The organism is Candidatus Palauibacter sp. (assembly GCF_965237495.1).
Taxonomy (GTDB): domain Bacteria; phylum Gemmatimonadota; class Gemmatimonadetes; order Palauibacterales; family Palauibacteraceae; genus Palauibacter.
On record NZ_OZ250143.1, the window covers coordinates 844,626 to 857,173 of the forward strand.

The window sequence follows — 12,548 nt, forward strand, 5'->3', positions numbered from 1 at the left end:
CGCGATGGCCCACCCTTGGAAGAGACTCTGCGGATGAAGATCCTTCACACATCGGATTGGCATGTAGGGAAGACGCTTGCCCGCCGCTCACGGCTCGACGAAGCCCGGGAGGTGCTCACCGAGATCGTGGATATCGCGGAACGCGAGGCGGTTGATGCCGTGCTCGTGTGCGGGGATGTCTTCGACCACATAGCGCCATCAGCTGCGGCGGAGAAGATCGTCTACGATACGCTGGTGGAGATGGAGCGCCGGGAGATTCCAGTCCTCCTCGTCCCCGGGAACCATGATCATGCCCGACGATGGAGGGCGTTGGAGCCTCTCCTGAGGCGCTTCATGGTCCGGGTGGTGCCGGAAGTGCGGCGACCGGACGTCGGCGGGATAGTCCGGATCGGGGCCCGCGACAACTCTGCGGAACTCCAGATCGCGGTTCTCCCCTGGGTCTTCGAGCGGCAACTCTTCGGGGCGCGCGAACTCATGGGGCTTCCGGGGGAGGCCTTCCAGAGCTACGCGGAGGAGATGAGGCTACTCATCGAGAAGCTCTGCGAGCCCCTGGACCCCTCCACGTGCACCGCTTTCGCGGGCCATCTCTTCGTGTCGGGATCCAGACCCGGCGAGGGACAGCGACAGCTTACGATCGGGCATCTCTTCGCCATCACGCCCCAGGCGCTACCCGAGGTGCAGTACGCGGCCCTGGGGCACGTTCACCGTCCGCAGCGGGTCCCGGGTTCGTCACGTCCCGCATACTACTCCGGATCTCCGCTCCAGCTCGATTTCGGGGAGGTCGAACAGCAGAAATCCGTCAACATCGTCGAACTCAAGCCAGGGCAGCCGGCGGAGGTCCGGACCGAGCCCATGACCGGCGGGCGGCGTCTCCGCGATGTGAGCGGAACCTACGAAGAAATCGATGCACAAAAAGATGCGCTGGGAGATGCCTTCCTGCGCGTCAACCTCAAGTGCGGAGGGCCGTTTCCGGGGCTCGGGGACCAGGTGAGGGCGCTGCTCCCCGACGCGCTCGAGGTGCGGCTGGACTATCCGCGCGAGGAAACGCAGACGGAGACCAGAATCCGTGGACTCACGCCCCGCGAGCAATACGCTCACTACCTGAGAGAAAAACAGGCAGCCGACCCCGATCAGGACGAACTGGATCTGTTCGAATCGCTCCTGATGGAGGTGGCGCGATGAGGCCCGTCAGTTTGCTCGTGGAAGGATTTACTTCGTTCCGGAAGCCTCAAGAGATCGACTTCCGTGAGTTGGATCTGTTCGTCATCACGGGGCCCACCGGATCCGGCAAGACGAGCATCCTGGACGCGGTCACCCTGGCCCTGTACGGGATGGTGCCGCGTGCCGGTAAACAGGACCTGAAGGAACTGATCTCGCTCGGGGCATCGCAGGTCAAGGTCCAGTTGGATTTTCGCGTGGCGGGCACCGACTACCGAGTGGCCCGCAAGATCCCTAGACGGGGGGCCCAATCCGCTACGCTGGAACGGATGGAGGGTGAGACCCCAGTTCCCGAGGTGGAGCGCGGCGGAGTGATGGCCGTGAACGAGCGTGTGGTCGAGATTCTCGGCCTCGACTACCAGTCGTTCACGACGGCCGTGCTACTCCCCCAGGGCGACTTCGCAACGTTCCTCAAGGGGAACGTAAACGAGCGGCGCAACATCCTGATCCGCCTCTTGGACCTGGACCGATTCCGGCGCGCGGGGAAGCTCGCGCGGCAAGAGGCGAGCGACCTCCGTACTGCCGTCGGGGCTGTCGAGGAACTGCTCGCCCAGGAGTACGGAGACGCCACGAGCGAGGCGCTGGAGGAGACCCGGACAAGAGCCCGGGATGCGGAGGAAGCGGCGGGCACCGTGGAGGAGGCGTACGGCGAGGCCCGGAGCAGCCTTGCCGAGCGAGAGAAGATCAGCGCCCGCCGCCGCGATATCCGAGCTCTGGTCGTCAGCCTGGAGGCTCAGGAAGCACAGCTCGACGAGGCGGCTTCCGGCTTGAGAGAACAGAGCGTCCGCGACGCGGAGACCGGGGCCGCGCTCGATGCTGCGGAACGCGCGCGGTCCGAGGCGCAGGAGGCACGGCGTCGGGCACGGGAGGTGTGGGATGAGACCGCGGCGGAGACGGGAGGGGAAGGGGTGCTGGCGACGCTCAAGGCGGACGCCAAGTCGCTGAGGGAAGCGGACAAGGAGATTGAACGCCGCTCCACAGAACTCAAGCAGAACGATGAGGCTCGGGGTGAGGCCGCGTCGCGGGCTGAGCAGCTGCGGGCGAGGCAAGAGTCCGTAGCCACCGCCGAGGCGGAGGCGACCCAGGCTCACGAGGCGGCCATCGAGGCGCGGAGATCCGCCGAGGAAGCACTCAGGATTGCGGAGCGCGCGGAGGAGCTAAGCCGGGATCACAACGCGAAGGTGGCGCGACTCGACGCGCTTCGCGACCAGGTGGCGGAGGCCGAAGCCCGGTGCAAGGAGGCGATCAAGAACCGGGACCAGCAAGAGGTCGAGTTCCGGGCCGTCGAGACCGCACACCGCGCGGCGGGGCTGAGGACGCACCTCCGCCACGGCGACGAGTGCCCCGTTTGCGGTGCGTCCGTCGAGGAACTCCCGACGACGGACGCTGAGATCGAATCGGTGCTCACCGCGCATGATTCCGCGGTCCGAGAGGCACGAGAGCTGGTGGTCGCCATCGAAAGGGAGCTTTCTGCTCTGCGAGCGAAGTTCGAGGAGGGCGAGGCCGCCGCGAAAGCCCTTGAACGACAATTACGAGAGCTGGAAGACCCGCTGGCACTCGGGGACGCCAGGGCGGAAGGAACGAATGCCGCCGAGGTCGAGAAGGAAGCCAAGGAGCGCCGGGAGACCGAGAAAAGCCGCGCGAGAGCGATCCTGGACGAGGTTGCCGCGTCAAAGGCCGCACTGGCTGCGCTCGAAGCCACCCGAGTGGAAGCCGAAAAGGCGCGCGACTTGGCGTGGGAGAGGGTGGAGGCCGCCAATCAACGGCTGAGCGATGGTCTCGGTGACCCGCTCCCGGAACCGGTCGAAGAGGCGATCGAGGCGCGGCGTCAGCGGCTGCAAGAAGCGACCGAGGCACGAAGTGCGGCTGAAACCGCTTGCGAGACGGCCGAAGAAGCATACCGGGAGGTGGCCGAGGCGCGGAGGGCCGTGACGGACGGTCTGGCCGCACTCGACCGGCAGCGTGCTCATCAGCGAACGCTGCTTGGGGAGCGCCATGAGCAACTCGGTCGTCTGGCGGTCGAGGCTTCAGCCCCTCCCGCGCCGGCCGATTCCGAGGACCCGGAGGCGGAGACCACGAAGCTCGAGGTGTACGCCGGTACCCTGCGCGAAGCCGCCGGCCGGAGAGTTGCGGAATTGGAGAGCGAACTCGTTACGCTCGACGCCTCGATTCGAACCCACGCCTCTACGGCCGGGGTCGATGCGGCGCCGCTGGACGCCGTCGACGCTACCGCTGCGCTCGAGAAGGCCGCCCACGAGGCCCGTCGGCTCGCCGATCAGTGCGCACACGACATCGCGGTACTTGAGAGACGGCTCGACCGTAAGGCGAACATGGAAGCGGAAATCGAGGAGAAGCGCGGCCGTATGCGCCGGTACGAGAAGGTCGCCAACGAATTGAAGACCGACAGATTCATCGGCTTCCTCCTCGACGAGAGCATCGAGGATCTCGCGCTGCGGGCGTCAAACGAACTCCGGAAGATCTCGGCCGGGCAGTACAGTCTCGCGTCATCCAGGAACAACTTCTCGGTCGTGGACCACGCCAACGCGGACGAGCGCCGGAGTGTGGTGACGCTCTCGGGCGGCGAGACGTTCCTCGCGTCGCTTGCCCTCGCCCTCGCCCTGGCGCATGGCATCGCCGACATAGCTGGACACTCGGCGGGGGCCCGTCTCGACGCGATGTTCATCGACGAGGGTTTCGGTACGCTGGATCCCGAGAGCCTCGATCAGGCCGTCGAAGCGTTGGAACGGCTCCGCGACGGGGAGCGGATGGTGGGCATCATCACGCACGTCCCCACCTTGGCGGAACGCATCCCGGACGGCCTCAGCGTAGAGCGGAAGGTCGGCGGGACCGTCGTAGGAGTCCGTTAGGCCCACTCGGAGCCGTGTCATCGTGACACGTCCTAATGGAGGTGGCGTTCGATGTTCATCCTGAAGTGGCTAAGCGCGCTGTTGGCTCCGGAAGGCACCCCGCAACCGACAAAGGCATCTGGGGCGGCCGGGACGTACTTGTCGAAGGCTGATGGGTCCGACGACGTGATGGACGCGTACTACTCGACGATGGATAGCCTGCAGCGCGCGATTTCCAACCGGGAGTATCGCCGAGCGGGCGGGCTGGGCCACCCCAACAGGGCAGGGCAACCGCCCAACCCCACGCGCCGGGAAGATCTCGCCGGTTCCTTGTCGGCCGGTGTCGTGGGTCGGGGTCGTTCCCGAGGACGCCTCGGGTCCCGCCAGCTATGCGACGAGGGAGGCATGGGACTTCGAGGACGAATCAGGCGTTCGGTCGAAGGTCAAGCAGTGGGCGGCCACGCAGGCGTGGGGCGGTGACAGGAGCAGCTCCCCGATTCGGTATCGCACCGGGATGGGTCTGTTGGGACGAGAAAGAGGGAGGCTGCGTGTCGCGACCCGGACGCCACGCGGATGTCTACGTGTTCGCCTGGCAGGTGAGATGGGGGAAGCGGAAGACCAACGAGATTCGACGAGTTGGGAGTTCTACGTGGTCAGGGAGCGCGACTTGCCTTCCCGGAAAGTCGATGGGGCTGGCTGCGATTCGAGACCTCGCGTCACCGTGCGCTCTCGAGGATCTCGCGGGGTCCGTCAACGCGATTGCCGCGCCCGCCCGCTGAGTGCGTCGACCACACCGAGCGACTCCGGGAACGGCTCGAGCGGAAGCCGAACAGCAAGCACCGACATCCGCCGCCGCGCCGGGAGATCGCGGAACGGTGCTCGTACTCAGTGGTGCCGCGACGTAGGGAGGTGTTTGCCGATGTAGCCGATTTCCAGGGCGCGGGACTCGTGCAGGATTATGAGGTGAATCCTGTATGCGGAGCCTACCATCGCGTGCAGCTTGTACGTGCGCTTGACGCCCGCGCGGTCGCGGAACACGCGGAGGTCCCCGTATTGCTGCATGGTCGGCTCGCTCTCGGGGTTGCACCGGGGGAGGGCGGGGGATGTCGAAGCCCTGTCTGCGCGCCACGCGCGGGAAGCCTGGTCCAGGACGATCAACTTTCCGATGACCGCGGATAGCAGGCCTGCGGGCAGCCGGTTGAGTTGTGCATCGACTTCGGCGCCTCTCTCGTCGAGCCAAACGTGTCGGAGGACAATCGTGGTCTCTCTCCAACGTGCTTCGGACGGAAGACTGACCGCGATGCCCCGGAGGAGGAAGGCCATGCCCAGAGCCCGCGCGTCGGCCGCGGCATCGGGAGATTCGTCGTCGGTAAGCAGGAACTCGGACAGGAGGAAGCGATCGCGGAGCGCCTGGCCCGCTTCCTCCGGGAAGCCGGTCTTCGTCGCGATTCGCATCAGAAGGCGTTTTTGGTCTCGGTCGGCGTCCGCGAGCCAATCGGTCACCGTGTACCCGGTCGCAAGCTGCGACGACCAGAGGACGGCCTCGTCGACGGAGACCAGCGTTGCGGGGCGCCCGTTCATGTGAACCAGAGCGGCTCGGGCTCGCTCGCCGTCGGGGTAGCGGTCATGGGGTCGCGGAGGCCGCGCCCGCCGGGCCGATGAGCCGCGACAGGTTGCGTTCCTGCTGGTCGAAGAACCCCTGCGGCCACATGTCGAGCCGCCCCGTAGCGCTCACGACCGGCGTCGCGAGACGCACGGCGAGGCCATCCCGCTCGAAGTAGTGAATCATCACCTGCTCGGGCGCCAGGATACCCTCGCGCACCGCGATTCGAACTCCGTCCAGTATGTGGTCGCTGTGCGTCTCGAGAATGACTTGCGAGCCGTTCGCCGTGGCGCGGGCCGCCAACTCCGCCATGGAAGTCTGGCCGCTGGGGTGAAGATGCGCTTCGGGGTTCTCTATGAGCACGATGTTCCCGTGGGCGTCGGCACCGTGCGGAGACATTCCATCATGTAGGGGAGCCAGAAGCGCGACGATCGGTGGGAGTGCGTAACTTACTCCGAACCCCACGTTCCCGGCCCGGAACGGGGTGCTCGGGACATCCCCGGGGCGAGAAACGCGATAGGACGCCACGGCGCGGTCCGCCTCCGGCAACACTCTGATCCTGAGTTCAGTACCAGGGCTGACCGCCCCCAGCCAGGCGTTGGTCTGCGCCGCCAGGGTCGTCTTGGGCTGCGCGGCGTGCCGCAGCGTCTCGCCGACCTGCGCGTCGCCGGTCTTCTCAAGATACCACAGCACGTGTTCTCCCCTCGGCCCCAGCGGTGTGGGGGACGTGTGTCCCTCGTGGAAGAAGGGCAGCGTCTCTTGAGGTCCATGGCGATCAGCCGAGAGGTAGGAAAGGCAGCGCATCTGCCGCGCGGCGGCGGAGTTCCACGTTGAGTCGACAGTCTTCCGGTCGCCGCCCGGAAGCGCATAGGTAGGGTGGCCGTGGCCACCCGCGTCGAACGTGATCTCGAACCCGATCACGTCCTCCTCCTCCTCGTCGTGAAGCACGTCCTGGAAGGAGCCGATGTTCACCAGCGGACCCCGCCACGGCGGCCGAGTGCTGCCGGTGAACTGGCGAAGCACCAGCAGCGCCTGGATCACGCTGCTCTTGCCCGTCCCGTTCAGGCCCGCCAGGACCGTGAGACCGCCAAACGGGATGGTCTGCTCCCGGAAACACTTGAAGTTCCGGAGCTTGAGTTCGCGGATCATGAAAGCGCCCTCTCGATGAGAGCCCGAGTCTCGCCGAAGCGGGTCCGGACCTGTTTCGTCGTCTGCGTTCCCACGCTGATGCTCTCCATGAACACCGGATCCTCCATGAGGGAGGCGAGGCCGCTCATGATGCCATCGCGGCGTTCGAGGAGGCGATGGCGACCGTCCCGGGGGACTCGGGCCAGCGCCACCGCGAGACTCTCGAACAGCGGTTTGTTCACCGGGCTCCGCCCGCCCGAGTAACCGGGCCGCGTCGGCTTGCGAAACGCCTCCTTCCCGAACAGCGTCGCGCCCAGCGACATGGCGCGGAGGAAGTCCGCGGCCAAGGACTCGTACAGCTCGGGCCGCTGGTTCAGAAACCGCATGGCTCTCATCAGGAAGTCATCCAGCTTGCCGTTGTACGCGTCCAGGCCGAGGCCCCGGAATGCGAGAAACCGCAAGACGCACTCGCGGTCCGCCATCCGTCTCGCACGCACAGTACCGTCCGTGGCCGCCAGGAACTCGTCGGACTCGGAGAGTGAGCGGAGGAGGTCGCGGGCGGGGCCCGGATTGAGCGCGTGGCGGATTTCCTGGCCCGCGAGGGGCTTCCCGACCGTGTTGATTCGCTTGAATACGTTGTACATCACCTCGGGCGGAGTTCCGGGCTCGATCACATGGAACGAGAGCTGGGTCTCGTTGATGCGACGCTGCATGGGACGAGGCAGACCGGCGTAGGATTTCCCCTCGAACTGGTGGAGATACTCCAGGCCCTTCAGGCGCAACTCCCCGTGGACGATGAACCTGCTCAGCGCGGTGAGCCGCTGGAGCCCGACGACAACCCTCCAGTTGTCGTCGCGATCGGCGGCCACATAGAAGACGGGGAGAGGAATGCGGAGTAGCAGGGATTCGATCAGACGGCTCTGGTCGCGGGGTGGCCAGATGTCGTCTGAGCGCTGGAAGTCGGGCCGCAGCTCGATCTCGCCTCTGTCGACTCGCTGCATCACGAGGTCCAGCGAGGGCTCACGGGTCACGATACTTATCCTGGTGGCGTCGAAGGGCTCGAGGATCTGACCGTCATCATCCGGGTCGACTTCGAGAACCTCCTTCTCCACACCCTCCCCGGCGGTTTCTCCCTCCTCTGGGAACCTGGCGCCGGGATCGAACGCAGATTCCCCCTGCTCCCGACCGCCGGGGGCTGTGGGTCGCCCTTCCTGTTTCTGCCGCGCGTCGGTGCCCATCGTTGTTCCTCAAAATCGCGAGGCGTGCCTGCGCCATCGGGTTGTCCCCCGGCCGGCTGCAGGTCGCAGGCGTACGGAACGTAAGGCTGGAGCAACTCGGTTCAAGGGCGACCCCATCGTGTCCGGCACGCACCGTCAGACCCCAGGAGAAGTGTTGGGCACCACCGCCGTCGGACCGGCTCCCCCGGCCACCCCGGTCTTCAGGTTGTCGATCCGGACCCGCAGCGGCACGCCCCCGCAGCGGTCGAACAGCTCGAGGTGCCCCGTGTGCCACGCCAGCTGGCTCTGGTCCTCGCTCACCCGGCAGAACTTCGCCCGCCTGTGCGACAGCGTGCAGGGCCGGGTAGGGCGGCGCCGTCGCTGATGGGGCCAGGGGGCGGTGTGGGCGGTTGCTCGCAAAGAGACACTCGTCGAGTTGGCGGAACCATGCGGATCGTTGGCATTCCGGTAAACCGCAAGGTCCAGGGGTGCGCCCGGGGGTTGACCGGGACGCCGGGCGTGTCGTACTTCCGTGGCGCGACCTCTATTCAGGAGAGCCCGACGCGCCGGTGAACAACCCCATCTACTGATGGCGAACCGACCAGATCTCCCCCGCTGGCGCTTCCGCGCGATGGCTCCGTCGGAGCCGAATCAGAACCCCATTCAGGGTGAGTTCTTCAGCGCGCACCTTCCCGAACGATTTATTCGGGAATCGGTGCAGAACTCCCTCGACGCCCGGGCCGGGCGGAAACCGGTCACGGTCCGGTTCACGATTAGTGGACCGAATGGGGCCGTGCCCGGCGAACGGGCCGACCGCTACCTGACGGGATTGCAGCCTCACTTCGAGGCCGTAATGCGCGCCGAGAGCGCCAACGCCGAAAGAGACAGCGACCGGCGCCGGGAACTCCAGGGCCGCGAAGCCCTTCTCAAGGGTCCGTTGCCGTTTCTCGTCGTGGAGGACTTCGGGACGAAGGGTCTCCTGGGCGACATCACGGCCAATGACATTCAGGCGCGGGGCAACGACTTCTGGGGCTTCTTCCGGTCGATCGGCATCTCTCCGAAGGACGAGGACGCCGGCGGATCCTGGGGGCTCGGGAAGTGGGTGTTCCCCGATGCATCGAAGCTGAACGCCTTTCTTGGCGTCACGCGCCGAGCGGGGGAACGGCGGCTCCTGCTCATGGGCCAAACGATGCTCAAGCTGCACGAGCTGGGCGACCGGAAGTACCCGCCCGTCGGCTTCTTCGCGGCCGGATCGACGGAGGATGACAAGGACTGGCTGCCGATGCCCGTCGAGTCGGCGGGTCTCCGGCCGAACCCGGACAGACTCGGTAAGGACGGCACGGCGTGTTTCGTGCATGCGGCGATGAGCGACTTCGGGCTCCGCCCGGATGGCGACGCGGGCACTTCGGTCGTGATTCCGCACCCCATGGACGAGCTGACCGACCCGACGAACCTGGCCCGCGCTGTCATCCGGCAGTACTTCCACCCGATCATCGCGGGGGACCTCGTCGTGGAAATCGCCTCTCCGGACGAGCCCGGGCGCAGAATCGACGCCGCGACCATCGTGGACGAGGCCCGCCGGACGGGGGATGGCGCCGAGGACGATCCGGAACAGCGCGCGGCAGCCCTCATACGCGTGATCGAACTCGACAAGTGGGGACAGCAGCAGGAAGACGGGCTGGTCGAAGCCGATGCCCGGCGCAACAAACCGGCGCTTGCGCCCGACCAGGTGGAGAGTCTCCGTGCACGCTACAGAGAGGGTCGGCGGCTCGCGTTTCGCGTGTGGTCAAAGGTCGGCGGCAAGGCGAACAGCTTCAAGGTATTCCTGGAGGGCGACGACAGCCTCGCCGGGGGGCATGATTACTACGTGCGCGGTCATCTCCACATCCCCCAGATGGACTATCTGACCAGGCATCACGCCAGGGCGCTGATCGTTGTGGACAACACGTCCGATCTGGGGCACCTGCTCCGCGATGCCGAGGGTCCCGCGCACGAGAAGTGGCGGGCCGATGCGCCGCGTCTGAAGGAGAAGGGATGGCCCGCCGCGGCCGAGCGGGTCCGAGAGGTGCAGAACGCCGCGGCCCGGATTCTCGAGGCCTTGGCGGAGAAACCGGCCGACGTGCGGCGCGATGCGCTCTCCGACCTCTTCCCCGGCGATACCGGAGGGCGGCGCGGACCCGGGCCGGGGCGGCCACGGCCGCCCCCTGTCCCGCCCGAGAACAGGTTCTCGCTCCGCATCGACCGTGTCCCGGGTGGGTTTCGCCTGAAGCCAGCCGGAAACGCGGACCCCTCGGGAAGGACGTTCGCGGTGCGGATGGCCTACGATGTCGCCCGCGGCACGACCAAGACGGCGTTCTCCCGGTTCGACGCCGGATTCAGGGCGGGATACCCTGACTTCTCGCTCCGGAACGGTCAGCTACACATGCAATCGGAGGACTGCGAGGCCGACGTAAGGTCCGATAACGAGTTCCACCTCCGGGTGCGGGGACCGGACTTCTCGCTGGGCGTAACGGGCTTTGATGAGCGCGATCTGGTCGTGAAAGTCTTGCCGCTCGTCGGCAAAATCGCTGCGTCCCCAGAGGCGGAGGCGAGAGCGCCATGATTCGGCGGTTCAACCGCACCGGACGGGTCTCGATCCCCAGCGGTCGCGCAACCGTGACCCTCCGGCGCGTTGAGAGGAACGGGGGTGTTCCCCGACGCGGAACCAAGCTGGGTGCCCCGGACGCGATGTGGTGCTTCGATCTGAAGCTGGATCTCGGCGGCTATCGGTTCCCGCCCGACGCGCGGGTGCGGATCGAGGCATGGCGCGGAAACGCGTTCCAGCGCTGGGATTGGGGGAGGGTTAGCGCTCCGGCCGCACCGGCGGAACGGAATCGGATTCTCACGGACGTACCGGAGACCAGCCAGTTCCGCGTGTCCGTCATCGCAGCCGGGGCTTCCGGCCGCCTGCTCGGCCTTGCCGACAAGCTGCGGCCGCGCTTGCCCGTCGAGTCATTGCTGCCGCTGGTTCCCGCCGACCTCGGCGGCGAGGTGTGGCGTCTCGATTACGGGCAGGGAGACGATATCGTCGTGCTCAAGGTTAACCGCGAGCTGCCCGACTTCGACCAGACCGTCCGCGCGGATCCCGCATTCCGCGGACTGGTTATGCCCCAGGTGTTGCGGTCGGTCCTGGAGCGCGCGCTGCTCGTCGATCGCGAGGATCCCTCGGACCCGGAAGGGCGCTGGTCGTCGTGGTTCGATCTTGCAAGGAGCATCCTGCCGGATCGCGACCCGCCGTCCATCAGCTTCGATGCCCAGGATGACCAGATCGCGCAGGCGGACGGCTGGATTGAAGAAGTGGTCGCGGCATTCTCGGCCGACAAGGTCAAGGCACTCGACGGTTATCGAGAGGCGTGGAGCGCGAAATGAAGGCGCGAGAGTTCACGGCAAAGGGCATCAGGCGGGCCCGACAGTTCCTCGACGAGGTGCGCGAGGATCCCGAGGGCCGCCGGAATCCGCCCCGAGACTTGCTTGAGGGCCCAGAATACACGCGTCCGTTCCGTGGCGAACTCACGGTGAATCCCAGGCAGCAGGTGTTCGCGTCTCGGCGCGAGATCGGCGAATACCTGGCGCCCAGGCTGAGACCGTTCGGGCCCCGGATCGCCGACCGGACATCTCTTTGGTCGTGGCTCGGCCTGTTCTACTTCGAGAACACGGCGCGGATCGTCAGCGGTGCCGTCCAGTTGTCGCCGCTGGACGAGACCTTCGTGCTCGACCCGCTCGACAACCAGAACCTTCGAGGCAGGCACAGGCACTACCTGCGATCCGCTTGGCAGCTGTACGAAGTGCATGGCGACAACGCGGCGTTTCTCCTGAATCAGCCGCCTACGGCGCGAGGCGACATCGCAGACCGCATCTTTCAGTCTCAGCGGATATTCAACTCGGCGGGGATCGTCCCGCTAATCCTGGGACTCTACACCGATGGCAACCGTCCGAAACGTGGGTTCCAAGGTCGGCCAGGCGGTCTGCGCCACCTTCTCCGCGTCCTCGACCAGCTCGAACGCACTCACGATGTCTACGGCATGCCCGCCCACGCCCTTGTCCGTATTCTGCCTCCGGAGTTCAAGCCCTGGACGAATGGTTCCGCCGCTCCGGGACGGGCATCCGCGACTCCGCGTCCGAAGAAACCTACCCCGGTGCGATCGAACGGTCGGCGGGGTGGTGATCCGTCGCCGCGAACCGACGAGTCACATTCCGGTCCCACTCAGCGCGCTCCGGAGGACCCGAAACTCGGGCAGTGGGAGGCGGACCTACGGCACAAGGGCCACGGCACCATGCGATACAAGCGGTTCCAGGCCAAGGTGAGCGTCAACGCCGCGACAGGCACGTTGCAGGGGAGAATCATGAGCCCCGGTGGCTCGTGGATCGGGAGAGTTTCGGGCGCAGACGCGGCCGGGTTCGTGCGCGCACTCAGGCGCGAAGTGGATGAGCATCTCGCGCGAGGCCGCGGTTAGCAGACCATTGATTGGGTAGCCTGACAGGGAGCCCATCCTGAGA

The 12,548-nt window shown here is 66.5% G+C and carries 9 protein-coding genes; 5 read left to right on the forward strand and 4 right to left on the reverse strand.

Features of this window, described 5'->3' with window-relative positions; all coding sequences use genetic code 11:
* The first annotated feature begins 33 nt into the window (after positions 1–33).
* A complete protein-coding gene (locus tag ACPXY0_RS03550; RefSeq protein ID WP_423928538.1) occupies positions 34–1,182 on the forward strand; it encodes a metallophosphoesterase family protein in 1,149 nt (382 codons plus the stop codon).
* Positions 1,179–4,085 carry an AAA family ATPase gene (locus ACPXY0_RS03555; protein ID WP_423928540.1) on the forward strand — a complete coding sequence of 969 codons (2,907 nt, stop codon included), beginning with the start codon at positions 1,179–1,181 and terminating at the stop codon, positions 4,083–4,085. The genes ACPXY0_RS03550 and ACPXY0_RS03555 overlap by 4 nt, the downstream gene beginning before the upstream one ends.
* A gap of 864 nt (positions 4,086–4,949) precedes the next feature.
* Here ACPXY0_RS03555 and ACPXY0_RS03560 read toward each other — a convergent pair.
* The 4 genes from ACPXY0_RS03560 to ACPXY0_RS03575 all read right to left on the reverse strand — a co-directional run bounded on the left by ACPXY0_RS03560 (position 4,950) and on the right by ACPXY0_RS03575 (position 8,333).
* On the reverse strand, positions 4,950–5,645 hold the full coding sequence (locus ACPXY0_RS03560; protein WP_423928542.1) for a hypothetical protein: 696 nt from the start codon (positions 5,643–5,645) through the stop codon (positions 4,950–4,952).
* Between the two features lie 43 nt (positions 5,646–5,688).
* The gene (locus ACPXY0_RS03565) at positions 5,689–6,816 is read right to left on the reverse strand and encodes an AAA family ATPase (protein ID WP_423928544.1); all 1,128 of its coding nucleotides are present in this window, start codon (positions 6,814–6,816) and stop codon (positions 5,689–5,691) included.
* Positions 6,813–7,907 (reverse strand): DUF262 domain-containing protein, encoded by a 1,095-nt coding sequence (locus ACPXY0_RS03570; RefSeq protein WP_423928546.1) that lies wholly within the window; start codon positions 7,905–7,907, stop codon positions 6,813–6,815. Before ACPXY0_RS03570 ends, ACPXY0_RS03565 begins: the two co-directional genes overlap by 4 nt.
* Before the next feature lie 261 nt (positions 7,908–8,168).
* A complete protein-coding gene (locus ACPXY0_RS03575; RefSeq protein WP_423928548.1) occupies positions 8,169–8,333 on the reverse strand; it encodes a hypothetical protein in 165 nt (54 codons plus the stop codon).
* Between the two features lie 268 nt (positions 8,334–8,601).
* On the opposite strand from ACPXY0_RS03575, the gene ACPXY0_RS03580 reads away from it, so the two are divergent.
* From ACPXY0_RS03580 to ACPXY0_RS03590, 3 genes are all read left to right on the forward strand, one after another.
* Complete coding sequence (locus ACPXY0_RS03580) at positions 8,602–10,614, forward strand: hypothetical protein (protein ID WP_423928550.1); 2,013 nt, start codon at positions 8,602–8,604, stop codon at positions 10,612–10,614.
* Positions 10,615–10,925: 311 nt separating this feature from the next.
* Positions 10,926–11,420, forward strand: a complete 495-nt coding sequence (locus tag ACPXY0_RS03585; protein WP_423928552.1) for a hypothetical protein — start codon at positions 10,926–10,928, stop codon at positions 11,418–11,420.
* Complete coding sequence (locus tag ACPXY0_RS03590; protein WP_423928554.1) at positions 11,417–12,505, forward strand: hypothetical protein; 1,089 nt, start codon at positions 11,417–11,419, stop codon at positions 12,503–12,505. Before ACPXY0_RS03585 ends, ACPXY0_RS03590 begins: the two co-directional genes overlap by 4 nt.
* Positions 12,506–12,548 lie beyond the last annotated feature (43 nt).

Bases quoted from the DNA above. Each gene is read 5' to 3' on its own strand.
- ACPXY0_RS03550 (WP_423928538.1), top strand. From the start codon at position 34: ATGAAGATCCTTCACACATCGGATTGGCATGTAGGGAAGACGCTTGCC.
- ACPXY0_RS03555 (WP_423928540.1), top strand. From the start codon at position 1,179: ATGAGGCCCGTCAGTTTGCTCGTGGAAGGATTTACTTCGTTCCGGAAG.
- ACPXY0_RS03560 (WP_423928542.1), bottom strand. From the start codon at position 5,645: ATGAACGGGCGCCCCGCAACGCTGGTCTCCGTCGACGAGGCCGTCCTC.
- ACPXY0_RS03565 (WP_423928544.1), bottom strand. From the start codon at position 6,816: ATGATCCGCGAACTCAAGCTCCGGAACTTCAAGTGTTTCCGGGAGCAG.
- ACPXY0_RS03580 (WP_423928550.1), top strand. From the start codon at position 8,602: ATGGCGAACCGACCAGATCTCCCCCGCTGGCGCTTCCGCGCGATGGCT.
- ACPXY0_RS03590 (WP_423928554.1), top strand. From the start codon at position 11,417: ATGAAGGCGCGAGAGTTCACGGCAAAGGGCATCAGGCGGGCCCGACAG.